General features: G+C 59.9%; 17 protein-coding genes. 1 reads left to right on the top strand and 16 read right to left on the bottom strand.

Annotation, left to right across the window (positions count from 1 at the left end; translation table 11 throughout):
- Nucleotides 1-297: 297 nt before the first annotated feature.
- Nucleotides 298-1,665, top strand: coding sequence for a DUF3179 domain-containing protein (locus SJY13_RS08105; protein WP_377189968.1), 1,368 nt, complete (start codon nucleotides 298-300; stop codon nucleotides 1,663-1,665).
- Here the strand turns inward: SJY13_RS08105 and SJY13_RS08110 are convergent.
- The 16 genes from SJY13_RS08110 to SJY13_RS08185 form a co-directional block, all read right to left on the bottom strand.
- Nucleotides 1,662-3,347 (bottom strand): chloride channel protein, encoded by a 1,686-nt coding sequence (locus SJY13_RS08110; RefSeq protein WP_377189970.1) that lies wholly within the window; start codon nucleotides 3,345-3,347, stop codon nucleotides 1,662-1,664. The genes SJY13_RS08105 and SJY13_RS08110 overlap by 4 nt on opposite strands.
- Nucleotides 3,348-3,447: 100 nt before the next feature.
- Nucleotides 3,448-5,097, bottom strand: a complete 1,650-nt coding sequence (recN, locus tag SJY13_RS08115; RefSeq protein WP_377189972.1) for a DNA repair protein RecN — start codon at nucleotides 5,095-5,097, stop codon at nucleotides 3,448-3,450.
- Between the two features lie 35 nt (nucleotides 5,098-5,132).
- Entirely contained in the window at nucleotides 5,133-5,975 is an 843-nt protein-coding gene (locus SJY13_RS08120) for an outer membrane protein assembly factor BamD (RefSeq protein WP_085821198.1), read from the bottom strand.
- A gap of 127 nt (nucleotides 5,976-6,102) precedes the next feature.
- A complete protein-coding gene (gene lpxC / locus SJY13_RS08125) occupies nucleotides 6,103-7,023 on the bottom strand; it encodes a UDP-3-O-acyl-N-acetylglucosamine deacetylase (protein ID WP_377189974.1) in 921 nt (306 codons plus the stop codon).
- Nucleotides 7,024-7,235: 212 nt separating this feature from the next.
- Nucleotides 7,236-8,855, bottom strand: coding sequence for a cell division protein FtsZ (ftsZ, locus tag SJY13_RS08130; protein WP_377189976.1), 1,620 nt, complete (start codon nucleotides 8,853-8,855; stop codon nucleotides 7,236-7,238).
- A gap of 348 nt (nucleotides 8,856-9,203) precedes the next feature.
- Nucleotides 9,204-9,620, bottom strand: a complete 417-nt coding sequence (locus SJY13_RS08135) for a hypothetical protein (protein ID WP_377189978.1) — start codon at nucleotides 9,618-9,620, stop codon at nucleotides 9,204-9,206.
- Nucleotides 9,607-10,941 (bottom strand): cell division protein FtsA, encoded by a 1,335-nt coding sequence (ftsA, locus tag SJY13_RS08140; protein WP_085821574.1) that lies wholly within the window; start codon nucleotides 10,939-10,941, stop codon nucleotides 9,607-9,609. The genes SJY13_RS08135 and ftsA overlap by 14 nt, the downstream gene beginning before the upstream one ends.
- A 7-nt stretch (nucleotides 10,942-10,948) precedes the next feature.
- A complete protein-coding gene (locus tag SJY13_RS08145; RefSeq protein WP_377189980.1) occupies nucleotides 10,949-11,950 on the bottom strand; it encodes a cell division protein FtsQ/DivIB in 1,002 nt (333 codons plus the stop codon).
- Nucleotides 11,938-12,852: a D-alanine--D-alanine ligase gene (locus tag SJY13_RS08150; RefSeq protein ID WP_377189982.1), complete on the bottom strand. Its 915-nt coding sequence runs from the start codon at nucleotides 12,850-12,852 to the stop codon at nucleotides 11,938-11,940. Before SJY13_RS08150 ends, SJY13_RS08145 begins: the two co-directional genes overlap by 13 nt.
- Before the next feature lie 111 nt (nucleotides 12,853-12,963).
- Nucleotides 12,964-13,890 carry a UDP-N-acetylmuramate dehydrogenase gene (gene murB / locus SJY13_RS08155; RefSeq protein WP_377189984.1) on the bottom strand — a complete coding sequence of 309 codons (927 nt, stop codon included), beginning with the start codon at nucleotides 13,888-13,890 and terminating at the stop codon, nucleotides 12,964-12,966.
- A 57-nt stretch (nucleotides 13,891-13,947) separates the two neighbouring features.
- Nucleotides 13,948-14,190 (bottom strand): DUF2484 family protein, encoded by a 243-nt coding sequence (locus SJY13_RS08160; RefSeq protein WP_377189986.1) that lies wholly within the window; start codon nucleotides 14,188-14,190, stop codon nucleotides 13,948-13,950.
- Complete coding sequence (locus tag SJY13_RS08165; RefSeq protein ID WP_306372814.1) at nucleotides 14,187-14,432, bottom strand: DUF2484 family protein; 246 nt, start codon at nucleotides 14,430-14,432, stop codon at nucleotides 14,187-14,189. Before SJY13_RS08165 ends, SJY13_RS08160 begins: the two co-directional genes overlap by 4 nt.
- Before the next feature lie 47 nt (nucleotides 14,433-14,479).
- Nucleotides 14,480-15,919, bottom strand: coding sequence for a UDP-N-acetylmuramate--L-alanine ligase (gene murC, locus SJY13_RS08170; RefSeq protein WP_377189988.1), 1,440 nt, complete (start codon nucleotides 15,917-15,919; stop codon nucleotides 14,480-14,482).
- Nucleotides 15,916-17,013, bottom strand: coding sequence for a UDP-N-acetylglucosamine--N-acetylmuramyl-(pentapeptide) pyrophosphoryl-undecaprenol N-acetylglucosamine transferase (locus tag SJY13_RS08175; RefSeq protein ID WP_377189990.1), 1,098 nt, complete (start codon nucleotides 17,011-17,013; stop codon nucleotides 15,916-15,918). The genes murC and SJY13_RS08175 overlap by 4 nt, the downstream gene beginning before the upstream one ends.
- Complete coding sequence (gene ftsW, locus SJY13_RS08180; protein WP_377189992.1) at nucleotides 17,013-18,176, bottom strand: putative lipid II flippase FtsW; 1,164 nt, start codon at nucleotides 18,174-18,176, stop codon at nucleotides 17,013-17,015. Before ftsW ends, SJY13_RS08175 begins: the two co-directional genes overlap by 1 nt.
- Nucleotides 18,177-18,329: 153 nt before the next feature.
- Nucleotides 18,330-18,728: a rhodanese-like domain-containing protein gene (locus tag SJY13_RS08185; RefSeq protein WP_377189994.1), complete on the bottom strand. Its 399-nt coding sequence runs from the start codon at nucleotides 18,726-18,728 to the stop codon at nucleotides 18,330-18,332.
- Between the last annotated feature and the right edge of the window lie 35 nt (nucleotides 18,729-18,763).

Below are 18,763 nucleotides of genomic sequence, written 5' to 3' on the forward strand. Positions count from 1 at the left end.
ATGACGATAGCAGCGCACCGGAACACGTATCCGGCCAACTTCTAACAGCTGTGTTTGCCGTTTCAGATCATCTTTAAACGAAGAGATTTGCATTTAAATCCAAGAAATTGCGCAGTTTTTTCGCAACTCCGGCTAGGTTCGCAAAATCTGCTTTGTCCCGCACATCCGACATCACATCCAGCACCCCAACCTCTCCTGTGTGCAGCCCTCACCGCTCACACCCTGCTCACGCCTCTGTTGGATGCAAGTGAGCCCTAGTCAGTGCACACTGGGCATGGAACATTGTGGGAGGATGCCATGTCGATCACGCGCCGTAGTCTTGCCGGTTTGCTAGGGGCCGCAGCCGTACTGCCCGGCGCGGTATGGGCGCAACAGGACCCCGTACTCGAGGCCGTCAGGTCCACGCTTTACGGCAGCACCTCTGAATTCGAGCAGGGCATGGCCATTCTGATTCAGCGCGGCAATCCGGATGTGGTGCCCGCTTTGATCACCGGAATGCGTTATGGTCAGCGACGCCGCGATGAGATCGCGGAGGTGATGCAAGCCTTGACCAACGAAAACCTGGGCACAGACTGGTTCGACTGGATGCTGTGGCAAGAGAAGAACGCGCAATTGGTTCCACACCCTTCACTGATCCCTTTCAAAAGAGAAGTTTTGCTGGGGATCGACACGAATTTCGACGACTTCCTGCGCCCTGAATACCTACAGCGTGACAAGATGAAGATTCGTCTGGAAGAAATAAGCTGGGGCGGTGTGGTCAAGGACGGTATCCCGTCGCTGGACAATCCTAAACTGATCCCAGCCTCGCGTGCGGATTACCTCAAGGACGATGATCTGGTTTTCGGCGTCTCAATCAACGGCGATAAGCGCGCTTATCCCCTGCGGATCATGGGCTGGCATGAAATGTTCAACGATGTGATTGGGGGCGTCCCGGTGGCGCTGGCCTATTGCACGCTGTGCGGGTCGGGCATTCTGTTCGAAACGCAGGTGGCCGGGCGGCGCAAGCCGCTGGTCTTTGGGTCTTCGGGGTTCCTGTACCGGTCGAACAAGCTGATGTTCGACCGCGACACGCATTCGCTGTGGAACCAGTATACCGGCCAACCGGTTGTCGGGCCGCTGGTCAACAACGGGATTGAGCTGAAGCAACGCCCGGTGGTGATCACCACCTGGGCCAGTTGGAAGACTTCGCACCCGGACACCCGCGTGCTGTCGCTGAAGACCGGGCATCGGCGGAACTATGGCTCGGGTGTGGTGTATCAGGAATATTTCGCCTCGCCCGAACTGATGTTCCCGGTGCTGGTGGATCAGTCCCGACACCAGCAAAAGGATTATGTCTTTGCCGTCCGCCAGTTCGGCGCTGCCCGTGCGTGGCCGTTGGACGCGTTCAACCAAACCCGCGTGATCAACGATGCAATCGGCAATCGACAACTGGTTCTGATCGGCAACCCAGACAAGCGCGCCGTGCGTGCCTATGAACGTCAGTCTCATCGGTTCACCGCAGCCGATGGCGGGCTGGTGGACGAAACAGGCCGGAAATGGACCTTGACCGAAGAGTCTTTGATCGGCCCGGATGGCACCCGTTTGTCGCGGGTGGCGGGACATATCTCTTACTGGTTTGCCTGGGATAACTACCTTGGCGACGCGGCGAGTGTGTATCGCGGCTAGGAATGCTCCTCGGCCGCTGTGGCCGCCAATGCGCGGTTATAAGCCTTGAGCGCGTCGATGTGATACAGCGCGCCGACCGGATTTTCGCAACCGTCCTCATCGACCACCACAACCGGAATACAAGGGATGTCATCGCGATCAAAATAGGGCATCGCGGCCTCAAGCGTGGCGCTGGCCTGCACGCACAGCCCTTGTTCTATCAGCTTCTGCGCCTCATCCGACGTAATTGAACGGGCATCACCGAGGGGCCGCATCACTGCGCCTGCCCGCAGCATCGCCAGCAGATACGCCTGCGGTCCGGCCGCCAGATGCACATTGCGGCGTTCCAACTGGGTCAGAAAGAACGACCGATCTACAAGGCGCGAAGCCAACGCAGTCGACATCGAGACCGATACCATAACCGCCAGACCGATTTGCCAGTCTCCGGTCAGCTCAAACACGATCATCGTGGTCGAAATCGGCGCCCCCAGCACAGCCGCAGCTACCGCGCCCATACCTGCAAATGCATATAACGTATGCGTGCCTGAAACATCCGGCAGTAATCCGGTCGCAATCAATCCAAAGGCCAACCCGGTCAGCGCACCAATCATTAACGAAGGCGAGAACACCCCCCCACCCATGCGCCCGCCCATCGTGATGGCAACGGCAACAGTTTTGACAACTGCAAACAGGATCGCCGAGGTCAGCACCAGATCGCCGGTCAACGCCCGGATCGTGGTCTCGTACCCGACACCGATGATATGCGGAAACCAGATGGCGATCAGACCCAGCATCGCTCCCGAAACCGCAGGGCGCAGCCACCCCGGCAGGGACAGGCGGCTTTGAATATGGCTGCCGATATCCTCGGCAAAAAAGATTGAGCGCATCAGCAACAACGCCACAAAGCCACAGATCAACCCCAGGATCAGGAATGCGGGCAGCTCGACGTAGAATTGCAGCGAGCCGGGCGTGTCCAGCGTGAACTCGGTCACGTCGCCATATTCCAGCCGGTTGATCACCGTCCCAGCGACCGAGGCGATAACAATGGGGGCAAAGGCGTGGACTGCAAAGTGGCGCAACACCACCTCAAGTGCGAACAAAGCCCCTGCGATGGGTGAATTGAAGCTGGCTGAGACTGCAGCTGCCACGGCACAGCCCAGCAGGTCGCGCCCGGTGATGCCATCCGCATGAATGCGGTTGCTGACCCAGGTTGAGATGACACCGGCCATATGCACCACGGGACCTTCGCGCCCTGTGGATCCTCCGGTGCTGAGCGTCACCAGCGAGGCAAAGAATGAAGCTATGCCTGCCTTGCCCTCAACCCGGCCATCGGTCACCGCCGCCCCTTCGATCACGTCAGCGACCGATCGCACCCGGCCATCATCGGTGAATTTGTGCAGGATAATCCCGACAATCAGGCCACCGAAGATGGGGATAATCAGGATCATGAACCACGGCAGCATCTCGACATGGCTGTGCAGCAGCAGAATATCTTCGGTGTCATAGACATAAGCCTGCAAGGCGCGGATTGCCTTGCGGAACCCCAGTGCCATGAACCCTGCAGCAATTCCGATGGCCAGCGCGATGAACCAGAACTGGATCTGGCTGGGACCACGCCGTCGCATCACCCGCCACGCGTCCTTCATCGCGGCCAGAGCCTGATTGAACTGGTTGCGCAGAACGGTGCGGGTCGATTGGGTCATTGGCCCTCGGGGATGATGCAATAACCCTTAGTAAGCCACGGGGCGCTCATATAAAAGTGGGATAGCGACGGATTGGCACCCGGATTGCGTCAGATCGGTCTCAGGCATCCAGCAAGGCACGTGCTGCGGCGCGGGCCTCGTCAGTGATGGTGTCTCCGGCGACCATGCGGGCAATCTCGTCCACGCGGTCAGGATCGGCCAGCGGAATCACGGTGGACAGGGTCTGCCCACCGGTCACATGTTTTTGAACCCGCCAGTGATGCGCCGCACGGGCTGCGACCTGTGGTGAATGCGTCACGACCAACACTTGGCCGCCCTGTGCAAGCGAAGCCAGACGGCGCCCCACCGCATCGGCAGTCGCACCGCCGACGCCGCGGTCAATCTCGTCAAAGATCATGGTGCGGGCGCTGTCTTCGCCGGTCAGACAGACCTTGAGCGCCAGCAAAAAGCGGCTGAGTTCCCCGCCCGAAGCGATCTTGTTCAACGGCCCGGACGGCGCGCCCGGGTTCGTTGCCACCGTAAAGGCAACCGCATCAACCCCCTCGGGGCCGGGATCAGCCGGGGTGATTTCGGTTTGAAACACCGCGCGCTCCATTTTCAGCGGCGCAAGCTCTGCCATCACGGCTACATCCAAACGTCCGGCGGCCTTTTGGCGCGCGGAGCTGAGCGCAGCCGCGGCCGTGTCATACAACACCTGAGCCTCGGCAACTGCGGCCCGCTGATCGGCCAGATCAGCATCTCCGGCCTCAAGCCTGTTCAGACGGTCTCGCAGCGTTTCGGCAAAGGCACCCAGATCGTCCGGAGCCACGTCATGCTTGCGGGCCAGTGCGCGGATGGCGAACAGCCGCTCTTCTGCGTCTTCCAGTTCCGCCGGGTTGAAATCCAGCACCTGAAGGCAGGCGTTGACGCCATCTTGCGCCTCGCCCAGCTCGACCAGAGCACGCGCCAGTGCGGCGATGGGGTCCTCTAACTGACCGCCAGCCGTATCAGACACACCTTCCAGCCAACGCATGGCATCCACCATTTTACCCTCGGCCCCGTCCCCGCTAAGCAAATCAAAGGCGCGGGCGACATCATCCCGGATACGCTCGGCCCCTTGCATCATTCGGCGGCGGGCATCCAGATCAGCGTCCTCGCCCGGTTGCGGGTCCAACTTGTCCAGCTCAGCAACTGAATGACGCAGGAATTCCTCTTCCGCGCGCATCGCGGCCAGGGCAAATTCGGTCTGCGCCAGAGCTTTGCGCGCGCGGGACATCCCAGACCAGGCCAGGCGCACATCTGATATGTAAGGCCCTGCGCCAGTATAAGCATCCAACATCGCGCGATGGCCACGAGGGTTCAGCAGGCCCCGGTCATCATGCTGGCCGTGTAGTTCGATCAGGGTCTCGGACAAAGCCCGCAGCACCTCGCCGGAACAGCGCCGGTCATTGACCCAGGCGGTCTTGCGCCCCTCAGCGGTGTTGATTCGGCGTAGGATCAGCTCTTGGCCGCCGGGCAAGCCTGCTTCTTCCAGAATCGCATGAGCCGGGTGACCTTCGGGCAGTTCAAACTCGGCCACAACTTCGCCCTGTGCAGCCCCCTGACGAACCAGTTCCGCCCGGCCCCGCCAGCCCAGAACGAACCCTAACGAATCCAACAGGATCGATTTTCCTGCGCCGGTTTCGCCGGTCAATGCGTTCAGGCCCGGCTGGAATGTCAGTTCCAACCGGTCGATGATCAGCATGTCGCGGATTTCAAGGGCGCGCAGCATCGGGTCTTAGCGTCCCACGCCTTTAGCCATGGCGATTACAACCACTCACCTTTTACCGTCTGGCGGTAAATCTGGCTGAGCCAGTTGTTGCCGCGGCTCTTAAGGTCCAGCCCACGTGAGGTCAGCAGCTTGTAGCCCGCATCGTACCATTCGGAGGATTGATAGTTATAGCCTAGAATCGCGCCGGCTGACTGGGCCTCATCCACCAAACCCAGCGACAGATACGCTTCGATCAGACGATAAAGCGCCTCAGCTGTGTGTGAGGTGGTTTGGAAATCTTCAACCACCACGCGGAATCTGTTGATCGCCGCAGTATAATGGTCCTGACGCAGGTAATAGCGCCCAATCTCCATCTCTTTTCCAGCAAGATGATCAAAGGCCAGGTCAAACTTCAGCACAGACGACGTGGCGTATTCGCTGTCAGGATAAACCTCGATCACCGTGCGCAGAGATTGTAGCGCCTGGAAGGTCAGGCCCTGATCGCGACCGACCTCATCAATCTGGTCATAATAGCTGAGTGCCAGGAGATACTGGGCATATGCCGCATCTTCGTCTGCTGGGTAGAAGTCGATATAGCGCTGTGCCGAGGCCCGGCTTTCTTCGTAATTCTCATCTGCATGATAAGAAAACGCCTGCATGATCAGGGCGCGCTTTGCCCAGTCAGAATACGGGTACAGGCGTTCAACTTCGCCAAAGTACCACGCGGCATCTTCCGAGCGATTCTGCGACAGCTCGTATTCACCGCGCGTGAAAATCTGTTCTGGAGTGAACCCTTCCAGGTTCTGATTGCGGTCTGCGCCTTTGTTGCCGCATGCCGTCAAAACTGCTGCCAGAAGAATTGCGCCTGCGAACCTGACTGCCGCTTTGCTGCCAACCATTCCGCCCATCCTTGTCGTATTGCTTGTCGGGGTAAGCCCCGGTTTGGGCTTTGGTTTAGCACATATAATTCCGGGGCAAAACGCCTTAGTACGCCAGTTGTCGGAATTGTCTGCAGAGTTGATCTAATCAGGCAACTTCGGGGATTTCGTTCCAGATCAGCCCCTGTCCGGGCAGGCGCGCAGCCTGTTCGGGGGTGCACAGGATCGGACGTACCGCGCCGGGTGTCTCAAAAAGTTTACGCAGCAGTGTGTTGGTCATGGCATGGCCCGACTTGTCGCCGGTAAAGCGACCCAGAATCGGTCCACCTGCCAGATAAAGATCTCCCAGCGCGTCCAGCATTTTGTGACGCACAGCCTCATCCGCGTGGCGAAAACCACCAGGGGTCAGAACGTCGTCACCCTGAACGACAACCGCGTTGTCCAGTGTTCCGCCCAAAGCCAGACCGTTTTCGCGCATCGCTTCGACGTCGGTGCGGCGGCAGAATGTGCGGCAATCGCTGAGCTCACGCGCGAACGAACCATTGCGCATGTCCAGCGTCTTGGCCTGGCTGCCGATTGCGTTGTCTTCGAAATCGATGTGGAAATCGATGATCAGCCCATTCGCGGGCGCAATCGACGCGCTGGCGCCCTCGCGCGTTGCGATGACGGTTTTAAGAACCTCAAAAGCCAGAACCGGGCTGGCCTGGCGGCGTACACCCTTGGCCATGATGCCCCGAACGAATTCGATCGAGGACCCGTCCATGATCGGAACTTCGGGACCATCAATGTCGATCAGAGCGTTATGGACGCCGCAACCGGCAAGGGCTGCCATGATATGCTCGACAGTGGAAACCGACACACCTGCGTCATTTATCAGACGGGTGCACAGCGGGGTCCGCTCGACAACGTCGTAGATTGCAGGGATAAGGGCATTGCCCAACTCAATATCCGTCCGCTTGAACCAGATGCCGTGACCGGCAGCTGCCGGTTTCAGGACCATCGTCGCAGGCTTGCCGCTGTGCAGCCCGATGCCTGTAAACGTGATCGAAGATTTGAGCGTGTGTTGCAAGGTGAACCTCGGTGAGTGGTGACGGACCTTTACGGGCCATGTTGGCACTCAGTTAAGGAAGCAGGCTTCTAGGCTCAACTCACTCTTTGCAACTGAATGAAACATCTGCGTGACAGATCGGCAAAAGCCTGCTTACACCCGCTTAGCTTCTTGTTTTTAAATAGAAATGGGCCGCCAAGGGGCGGCCCATTAAAACTAATTTGTTACCGCGATCAGTTGGCTTGACGGCGCAGAAAGGCGGGAATTTCGATCCGATCCTGTTCGGGATCAGCCTCATCATGCGCCGGTGCCGTGGCGTCACCCTGGCGTATCGCAGGCTGCTGACGCACCGGTTGAGCGGGTGTATCTGGCGCATGACCGGTCATCCGATCGATCAGCCTGTTAAAGCCAAACCGGGGCCGATCCTGGGCATCGTCATGCGTCTCATGGGCTGCCTGAGGTGCCGGAGGCCGGGTCGCAGACAGACGCTGCTGGGCAGACGGAACGTTCTGAACCGCGGCTTGCAGACGCTGCATTGCTTCGGGCGACGGCGTGCCCGCACCGGCATGCGGCTGAGGTGCAACATAGCTTTCTGGGGCGGGTTCAACCGGTTCGGGGGTCGGTTCAAACTCGGCCACCCGCGGCTGATAGGCCGGCATTGGCAGACCATCGTCTGGCTCCGCATGCCGCTGGAACTGCGGCTGTGCCTGCTCTTCAGGTGCTTCGAACAAAGACGGCTCGCGGTTCACTTCGGTCTGAGGGGTCGGATCGATGGGCTCAGCTGCTACAGCGGGGGTCTCATCCTGCAGCGTTTCCTCGGCCGTAACCGTGCGGGTCAGAGGTGCTGACATTGAGCGGCGCGCAACTGGCACTTCCTCGGTCTTTTCGGTGGCGTCGATTCCGGTTGCTACGACCGAAACGCGCATGCCGCCTTCCATCACAGTATCCAGGGTCGAACCAACGATGATGTTCGCCTCCGGGTCCACTTCTTCGCGGATACGGTTGGCGGCTTCGTCCAGTTCGAACAGGGTCAGATCGTGCGAGCCGGTGATGTTGATCAACACACCCTTGGCGCCTTTGAGGCTGATTTCGTCCAACAGAGGGTTGGCGATCGCCTTTTCGGCGGCCTGAACCGCGCGGTCTTCGCCTGTGGCCTCACCGGTGCCCATCATCGCCTTGCCCATCTCGTCCATAACGGCGCGCACGTCGGCAAAGTCGAGGTTAATCAGGCCGGGGCGCACCATCAGGTCGGTCACGCCTTTGACGCCTTGATAAAGAACATCATCAGCCATCGAGAACGCTTCGGTAAACGTGGTCTTTTCATTGGCCAGACGGAACAGGTTCTGGTTCGGAATAATGATCAGCGTATCGACGACACGCTGCAGCGATTCAACACCGTCTTCCGCCTGACGCATCCGCTTGGCGCCTTCGAACTGGAAAGGCTTGGTGACGACACCAACGGTCAGCACGCCCAGTTCACGCGCGGCTTGCGCGATGATTGGTGCCGCGCCTGTACCGGTGCCACCGCCCATGCCAGCGGTGATAAAGCACATATGTGCACCCGCCAGGTGGTCGACAATCTGTTCGATGCTTTCTTCGGCAGCTGCAGCACCGACTGTCGGGCGCGCGCCTGCGCCCAGCCCCTCGGTGACCTTTACGCCCAGTTGCACCCGTGACGAGGACTGGCTTTGTTGCAGCGCCTGCGCGTCGGTATTGGCGACAACGAAATCAACTCCGTCCAACTGTTTTTCAATCATGTTGTTGACAGCGTTACCGCCTGCGCCCCCAACGCCAAATACCGTAATCCGAGGCTTCAGTTCGTCGTGCCCGGGCATCGAAAGATTTAATGTCATGCTCTGTCCGCCTGTTTATATATCCCGCCAAAGCGGTGTTTTTCTTACCTATCCGCTTACAATCCTACCGGTCGAAAGCGCAAACGTCACGCCAAAAATCGCGTGAATCCACAAAATATGGAGGAATTAAGGCAAGTATCAGCGGTATTTCGCATTGATTGCCAGATGTTGCGGAAGGAACTCAAAGCACCACAAAACAGGCGATTGCCGCGCCGCAGCGTAAATGCGCACCACCCTAGGGGATTATCAATCTTAAAGATGCGGAAAACTGCTCGGGTCTGCCGCCGGGCCTCTGACGGGCCTTGTGGATATCTTGGGGGATAACGACCTCGGCTGCAACCCGTTTCTTTAGCTAATTGGGGTACTTGGGCAATTCAATCCGTCTTCGGTGATGCTGAGCACCTCTTGGATTTCGCTGCGGGAAAAACTGGCCAACCGCACCATCAGGCGATCCTCGTGCAGGAACGGCCACCAGCACGTCGGCAGGCCGTCTTGATCATCATCATAGAGAAAGCAGATTTGACCATTCGGCGTCGTGATCTGACCATAGACACAGCCACGCCCCTGCATCCGCCAAACAGACAGCGTAGGACTTAGAAATTCTTCAGTCCCGACAAGTTGTCCACTGGGATAGTCGTGGAACATAACCGTTTTGCCTTGAACGGCGTCCAGAAACGCCTCGGGCGTGATACGGGTCTGAGACAGAGCAGCCAGCGGGGTCAGGGCGACCAGCGCCACGACCCCTGCCGTTTTACCAATTGTCACGGAACCAGCGCACAGCCCGTTTGAACGGCCGCGCGGCATAGGTATCGACCGGAATTTCGAAGTCCCACCATTCATCCTGTGGATGCGCGGCAAACAGGCTGAGGCCGACAGCCGAGGAAAAGCCAGGCCCGGTCGCCGATTGCGGCAACCCGTGGACCCGCAGCGGACGTCCAAGACGGACACGCTGGCCCAGAATGCGTGTGGCCAAACCGTCCAGACCCATGATCTGGCTGCCGCCACCGGTCAGAACGATTTGCTGGCTCGGCATATGGTCAAAGCCTGCGGCGTCCAGACGGACCCGCACCTCCTCCAGGATTTCCTCAACACGTGGCCGCATAATGCCAATCAACTCGGCCCGACTGACAGTACGGCGGTCATGTTCCCAATCGCCGGTGTCGCCACCGATATCGATCAGGTCGCGATCATCAGCGCCGGTTGCATGAACGCCGCCATTGAAGGTCTTGATCCGTTCTGCCACAGCCGCTGGAACACCCAGCCCCATCGAGATATCGGCGGTTACGTGATCGCCACCCATGCGGACACAATCGGCGTAGATCATATGTTTCTTCATGAAGATCGACACGCTGGTCGTACCACCGCCCATATCGATACAGGCCGCGCCCAGTTCTTGCTCATCCTCGACCAGGGCGGAAACGCCCGACACATAGGCCGAGTTCGCAATCCCCGCCAATTCCAGATCGCAACGCTTGATACAGCGCACGATGTTCTGGATCGCTACCGCATCAACGGTCAGCATATGCATGTCGACAGCCAGGCTCTGACCCATTTGCCCGCGCGGGTCGATCAGACCCGAGCGGTTATCCAGCGCAAAGTTAACCGGCTGCGCGTGCAGCACTTCGCGCCCCACACCGTAGTCCGGGACGTCGCAGGCGTTCAGAACGCGCCCAACCTCGGCCTCGCTGACCACCTGACCTTCAAGATCAACCTGTGCATCCAACCCGTAAGAACGTGGGTTTGCACCCGAAAAGCTGGCGATGACATGATCCACCCGGATATCGGCCATCTTTTGCGCGGCCTGCAAGGCAGTGCGGATCGCCCTTTCAGTTTCCTGCATGGCCGTCACTTCGCCAAACTGCACCCCGCGTGATCGCGTGGTCGCGGCGCCGATCACCCGGAATCCGGTCTGACCGGCCAATGAGCCGATGCTGTTATCCTCGCTCAGACGTCCGGTGCCGTCGAACCGCAGAACAAGGCAGGCGATTTTGGAACTGCCCACATCCAGAACGGCAACAACACCGCGTTGCATCGCCTGCCTGCGCATTTGCCGCATGGCGCGTTGGGACTGATAAAGATCGGTCATCATGGTCTTACTGCTCGCTACCCACTGTCACTTTTGTATTCCACCAGTCTTCGCTGGCAGCTTTGGTCATTCTGATTGTAGGACGCTGGCCGAGGCGCATATCCACTACCGCCACGTCGCGCTCCAAGAGGTCCTGAACCTCATTCACCGCCAGTACGCGTTCCAATGCACGCACAGGGCGTTCTGTCGGCAACATGATGCGCTGACCTCGATCCAGAACCAGATCCCAGCGCCGTTCGCCGATCCGCACCAGCCCGCGCACCCGTGTTCCCAGGCTTCGGGCAGTGGTCAGCAGCTGCAATGCCTCGTCCACATGCACATCCGCCCCCTTGCCCGCGATCAGTGGCAAGTTGGAATGATCCTTGCGCGAAGCAATCCGCTCTACATGGGCCCCGGTTTCATCCAGCAAGGCGATCCCGGCCCGGGTGCGCCAGACGATGACTGGCTGGCGCTCGACTACATCTATCTGCAGAATACCGCCGGGACGCACGCGCACTGTGGCCAGTTTGACGGGATTCAATCCGGTGATCTTGTCGCGGATTTGCTCGACATCCAGATCCCAGGAACTGATCGGGAAATCCAACGGAACGATCTCGCGGATATCTTCGGAAAGGTTGGTGCCTGCGCCGTCGATGGCCATCAGATTGACCATGAATTCCGGCCGCTGCTGGATCGAGGTCTTGAGGTCCGTCACATAAGCCACCACAGCCTCGCGCCGCTGTTCCGAGCCGAAATAGACGCCTACGGCTATGCAAATTGCCAACACCGGCAGCCCTAGTTTCAGGCCGCGCCGAATCCCGGGGGTCAGCATCCAGCGCTGCACACGATAGCTCAGCCGCGAAGGGGCCGGGTCAAAGCGGTTCGACTTGCGGCCAAACAGACGCGCACCACGCAGGCGCAGTTTGGGTTCGGCCTCGGACCGTGCGCCAGAGTCAAAATCCGCGTCTGGCCCAGCCAGTGATTTCGAGCGGTGAATGACAGGGGCACGGGTGGCGGTCAGCGGTCGCATGAGGCGTCCTCCACCATCCAGGCGCAGAACTGGCCGAATGTCATGCCACAATACTCACCCTGTTCGGGGACCAGCGAAGTGGGCGTCATGCCGGGTTGGGTGTTGGTCTCTAACAGGAACAGCCCGTCGGCTCCCTGAGCGTCATCCCAGCGGAAATCGGTTCGGGACACGCCCTTGCAGCCCAGCAGATTGTGGGCGCGCAGCGCGCAATCCATGCAGCGGTCAAATATCTCGGTTGGTATCTCGGCGGGCAGCACGTGCCACGAGCCGCCGGGCTTGTATTTGGCGTCATAGTCGTACCAGCCGTCAGTCATGATTTCGGTCACAGTCAGAGCGCGGTCGCCCATGACGGTCACCGTCAGCTCACGACCCGCAACATATTGCTCGACCATTACCTGCTCTGGCATGTCATCAGACAGTTTCGGTGGGCCATTGGCGCCCTCATGCACCAGATAGATACCGACGCTAGAGCCTTCGTTATTGGGTTTGACCACATAGGGTGCCGCCATCACATGATCGGCCATCACCTCAGCTTTGGGAACAATCACGCTGTCGGCGACGGGCAGTCCGGCGATGCGAAACGCTTCCTTGCTGCGCTGTTTGTCCATGGCCAGTGCCGAAGCCAACACACCGGAATGCGTATACGGAATGCGCATCCATTCCAGCAGGCCTTGTACACAGCCATCCTCGCCCCAGCGGCCATGCAGGGCGTTGAAGACTACATCCGGTTTGATATCCAACAGGCGTGCGTAAAGGTCGGGACCTGCGTCCAGCTCGACCACTTCAAAGCCTTCTCCCCTAAGGGCGGCTGCGCATTCGCGCCCGCTGCTGAGAGACACCTCGCGTTCAGCCGAGGGGCCACCCATCAATACCGCCACTTTGGGGTTTGTCCTGCTCGACATACCCACGTTCGTGCGCCTCAATGTCCCCGGACCTTATGTGGTGGTCCGTGCTTTGTTATGCCTTTGATCCGTCGCCTTAAATTGCCTGTTATTGGTCTGACGGTTGGGGCTTTATTCTGTCAGCGGATCACCGACCCGCATGATTTCCCACTCTAGCGTGATGCCGCTTGTTTCGTAAACCTTTTTTCGTACCTTCTCGCCCAGTCCTTCCAGATCTGCCGCCGTGGCGGTGCCCGTGTTGATCAGAAAGTTTGAGTGCTTTTTACTCATCTGCGCGCCGCCAAGCGACGCCCCACGCATGCCCGCATCGTCGATGACCTTCCACGCCTTGAGGTCATGCACATCGTCAGTACGGCCCGTGGACGAAAAGCCCGCCGGGTTGCGAAAAGTCGAGCCCGCGCTGCGGTCCTTTGTGGGTTGGGTCTCATCCCGCTTTTGTAGCTGCGCCGTCATGCGGGCGTGCAGCTCCTCGGGGTCGCCTGACGGGCCTTCAAACGTGGCCGAGATCAAAACCGCGCCTTCGGGCAGATCGGATTGGCGATACCGGAAATTCAGATCCTCAGGCGTCAGGTTCAAAACCTCACCTTGCCGCGTGACGATGGTGGCCTTACGCAACACATCCGCCGTGTAGCTGCCATAACACCCGGCATTCATCCGCACTGCGCCGCCGATCGAGCCGGGAATGGTGCGCAAAAAGGTCAGGTCCACACCTGCGTCCGCTGCCTTGCGCGCCACATGCGCGTCCAGCGCGGCCGCACCTGCGGTGACGGTGTTTCCGTCAACTGATATGCTATTGAATCCGCGACCCAACCGGATCACGACAGCACGCAAACCACCATCACGAACGATCAGGTTGGACCCGACGCCCATGGGAAAGACCGGGACACCTTCTGGCAGATCGCGCAGGAAACCCTGCAGGTCTTCTTTATCAGCAGGCTGAAACAGGTAATCCGCCTGACCGCCGACGCGGAGCCAGGTCAAGTCATTAAGAGCCCGTTTTTTCGAGAGTTTGCCGCGTGGGTTTGGAAACGTCGTCATGGCGGCTAAATCGCGGATTTGATCCGACAAAGCAAGCCGTAACCGGCACGGGGTGGTTCAGATCCGCTTGCGCAGCCAACGACCCAGATAGATCACCGGCCAACGCAACACCGACATGCCTGCCGCCAGAACGATCAGCCCGATCCATGGGCCGTTTTGCAGGGTGACGTAGCCCAGTATCGGGATGCCGACCGCGATCAGGGTATAGGCCCGTGTCCAGTGGTTGTCGTTGCTGGGGATCATCGCCAGCACATTTGCGGCTATGCCCCATAGGGCGGCGAGGGCGATGGACCAGTTCATTCCTCAACCTCCTGCCCGGTCCAGCGGCGCCAATAAAAGCGGATCGGGTTGCGGAACATCGAGGCGAACGCCGCAAACCCCAGAACCGAGAAGAACCAGCCAAAATCATGGCCAAGCCAAACGATCAGCGCCGGGGCGGCGATGAACAACACAACCCCCGGTGGGAATTGCAGACGCATTGGCAGCATGGCCACGATTGTCGAGGCCACGACCCATAAGGCTGCGAATAGCACCGAATACACCAATTGCCCCTCCAAGGACGTACATTCTGCAGTTGCGAGATCACCCTTTAAAGTTGCGCGACCCCAGAGTCCACTACGCCCGCGTCATGTTTTTGTTGTAAACGCTCGGGCAAACCATTGGCCCAGGCGCTGATGGTACCAGCCCCAAGGCACACAACCATATCGCCGGGGCGAGCCTGTTCGCGGACAAGTCGTTCGAGATCAGCCTCATCCAGCAGCGCGCGCGCGTGGCGGTGGCCGTGGCGGATCAGCCCCTGGACCAGATCATCGCGTGAGGCACCTTCGATCGGGTCTTCTCCGGCTGCAAAAATATCGGCGATGGCCACGACATCGGCGTCGTTGAAACAGGTGCAGAAATCATCAAACAGGTTGGACAGGCGCGAGTATCGGTGCGGTTGATGCACGGCAATCACCCGGCCCTCGGTCGCCTGACGGGCGGCTTTCAGCACAGCGGCGATCTCAACCGGGTGGTGGCCGTAGTCGTCGATGATGGTGACACCGTCGACCTCGCCCACCTTGGTAAACCGGCGATTGACGCCGCCGAAATTGGCCAGAGCCTCGCGGATTTCGGCGGCCTTCATGCCCAAATGGCGCGCCACTGCCACAGCAGACAACGCGTTCGAGACATTGTGGTCACCGGGCATCGGCAGGGTGCAGCCTTCGATCACCGTGTCTTCATATTGCAGGTGGATGTCGAAATGCGCGATGCCGCCCTTGTAGGTCAGGTTTTCCGCCCGCACATCGGCCTGCGCGTTGAACCCATAGGTGCGCACGCGACGATCCGAGATCCGGCCGACCAGCGTTTGCACTTCGGCATGGTCGGTACAACAGACCGCAAGGCCGTAGAACGGCAGGTTCGAGACGAACTCGTAAAACCCCTCGCGCAGGTGATCGAAATCGCCCCAATGCTCCATATGTTCGGGGTCGATATTGGTGACGATGGCAATCGTGGCGGGAAGGCGATTGAACGAGCCGTCGGATTCGTCGGCCTCAACCACCATCCATTCGCCCTGCCCCATCCGCGCGTTGGACCCATAGGCGTGAATGATGCCGCCATTGATCACAGTCGGGTCAAAATCGCCCGCCACCATCAGTTCAGCCATCATCGTCGTGGTGGTGGTCTTGCCGTGGGTTCCGGCAATGGCGATGTTGGATTTCAGGCGCATCAGTTCGGCCAGCATGTCGGCGCGGCGCACAACCGGCAGGCCCTGCGCCCGGGCGCCGTCCAGTTCCGGATTGCCCGGCTTGATTGCGGTCGAGACCACTACCACGGCTGCGTTTTCCAGGTTTTCGGCTTTTTGCCCGACAAAGATCTCGGCCCCCAGACCAGCCAAACGGTCGGTGATCTTGGAGGCCTTCAGATCCGATCCCTGCACCCGGTAGCCCAGGTTCAAAAGCACCTCGGCGATGCCCGACATTCCGATCCCGCCAATTCCGACAAAGTGGATCGGCCCGACGTCTTGCGGCAGTTTGGTTGCGGGGTTCATGGGGTCTCCTTCTGCGCCAACTGTTCAACGAGGGCCACCAGACGCTCGGTCGCGTCCGGGGCCCCTGTCGAGAGGGCGGCATGGGCCATCTTTTGCGCGGCTTCAGGGTTGGTCAAAACGGCGGTGATCTGCTCGGTCAGGGCAGAAACGTCAAGCAGGTTTTCGGGGATCATCACCGACCCGCCTGCCTGCACCAGCCCGCGCGCATTGGCGGTCTGGTGGTCGCCTGCGGCGGCGGCGAACGGCACCAGGATCGAGGGCCGTCCGATCACTGAGATATCAGCGACGCTGGACGCGCCCGAACGCGAGATCACCAGTTGCGCGTCTGACATGCGGCGGGGGACGTCCTGAAAGAAGGGCTGAACTTCGGCGCGAATGCCATGGTCGTTGTAAAACGCGGTGACCCGGGCGCCGTCTTCGTCGCGCGCCTGATGGGCGACGCGGATGTGATGGCGCAGGCCCTCGGGCAGCGCCGCAATCGCGCCGGGGACAACATCGCTGAGCACGCGTGCGCCCTGGCTGCCACCCATTACCAGGATCGACATCGGGTAATCGCCGGGCGGGATATAACCCGCAGCAGCACGATCCAAAACGGCGGCGCGCACCGGGTTACCAGTGTGGATGCCCTGCGCCCCTTCGGGCAGGTCGGTGGGCCAGACGCCGCAGGCCACCTGGGCCACGCGGGTGGCAAACAATTGGTTCACCCGGCCCAGAACGCCGTTTTGTTCGTGGATCATGCGCGGGATCTTCAGCAGGGTCGCCGCCCCCAACGCCGGGATCGACGGATAGCCGCCAAACCCAACAACCACATCCGGCCTGTCGCGCAGCATCTGAACGCTCATCGCGGTTACGCCGCCGGCAATCTTGGGGCCGACCATCAGCTTGGCCGCCAGACCGCCACGGGCGAAGGTGGCCGAGGAAGCCTCGGTTATTTCGGTCGTGTGGGGAAATCCGCTGGTATAGCGCGCGCCGCGCGCATCGGTGGACAGGCGCACACGCCAACCCTTGTGCAGCATCGCCTCGGCCAGTGCCTGCGCCGGGAACATATGGCCCCCGGTGCCGCCAGCCGCAATCAACAGATAGGGTTTGCCCATTAGCCTCGTCCGCGCAGAATATCACCTAGTTCGCCCTGTGGGCGCGAGCGGGTAAACGCCAAAAGCATGCCGACCGCAATACCCCCAGCAATCAGAGATGAGCCGCCATAGCTGACAAATGGCAACGTCATGCCCTTGGCGGGCAGCAAACGCACGGCCACGCCCATGTTGATCATCGCCTGAACGCCGAACATGCAGGCCAAACCGGTCCCTGCCAGACGGATGAACATGTCACGCTCGCGCATCAGCCGCAGCAGTGAGCGCACCACGATGATGGAATAGAGCGCGATGATGATCAGCACCAGGATCAGCCCGTATTCCTCAGCCGCAACGGCAATGATGAAATCCGTATGGGCATCGGGCAGCGACCATTTCACCTGCCCCTCGCCCACGCCGACACCAAATAGCCCACCCTCGCGGATGGCGTTGGTGGCATAGCCCAGTTGGGTGGTCGGATCGACCTCTTGATTGAGAAAACCGTCAATGCGGCGGGCAAAATGTTCCGAGTTGGAATAGGCGAACATGCCGCCCAGCACGACAACTCCGGCCATACCAACCAGCAACAGCATCGGAGCGCCGGCCACGAAATACATCACACCCCAGCCAAACAGCATCAGGCAGGCCTGCCCGAAGTCGGGCTGCATCACCAGCATGGCGACAATGGCCATGCACAGCGCAAAAGACCACAGCCGCCCCGGCGGGCCATTGATCTGCTGCGACGCGGCCAGCAGCCATGCGGCCACTACAACAAACCCCGGCTTGAGAAACTCCGACGGTTGCAGAGAGGCAAAGCCCAGCGAATACCAGCGCACCGCGCCTTTGCCAAAGTCGGTGCCGAATATGGGCAGGAAGGCCAGCGCCACAAATGACGCCAGAAAGCCCAGAACCGCCAGCCGCCGCACCAAAGTCGGCGACATCATCGAGGTCAGCAGCATCGCAATCAGTGCCACCCCGCCAAACAGTGCCTGCCGTTCAACGTAATGGAACGGATCAAACCCGTTGCGCCCGGCCAGAGGCGGCGATGAGGCCAACCCCAGCAACAAGCCGATGACAAACAGAATCAGAACGCAGGACATCGTCCAGCGATCAATCGTCCGCCACCACTTTGGTAGAATCGGTTCGCCGCGCTGGTCCTGGACCGCGCCATACACCATCTCAGTCATGAGATACCGCCACTATCTGCCTCGTCAACGTCCCGTTTTCGGGATCTGATTGAGAGTCTACAGGGATTTTTGCGTTTGGGCTAGCGTAATGAAGGGGGTGTTCCCAATCAATGTGCCACCCGCGCCTTTCCGCCAGAGGTGGGGGTGAGCGGGCTATTCAACCTCTTCCACCGGCACGCCGGATTTTGCCCAAGCGGTAAAGCCACCCTCGATATGGGCGACCGGATGCAGGCCCATTTCCATCGCCACCTTGGCGCTGAGCGCGGATCGCCAGGCGCTGGCGCAGTAAAAGACGTAAGTTTTGTCCTGATTGAAAACCTCTTTGTGATAGGGGCTTTCGGGATCGATCCAGAACTCCAGCATGCCTCGCGGGCAGGAAAAGGCGCCAGGTATCTTGCCTGTGCGTTGCAGCTCGCGGATGTCCCGCAGGTCGATCAATAAATGGTCGTCGCTGTCGATCATCGACCATGCCTCGTCCACAGTGAAGGTGGTGACGACCGCGTTAGCCTCGGCCAGCAAAGCCTTGATCCCTTTGGTAATCGTCTGCGCCATTGTAATCCACCCTGCCTTTTGCGCCCTCGCCCAAG

This window comes from Ruegeria meonggei (genome assembly GCF_042768335.1).
GTDB lineage: Bacteria > Pseudomonadota > Alphaproteobacteria > Rhodobacterales > Rhodobacteraceae > Ruegeria > Ruegeria meonggei.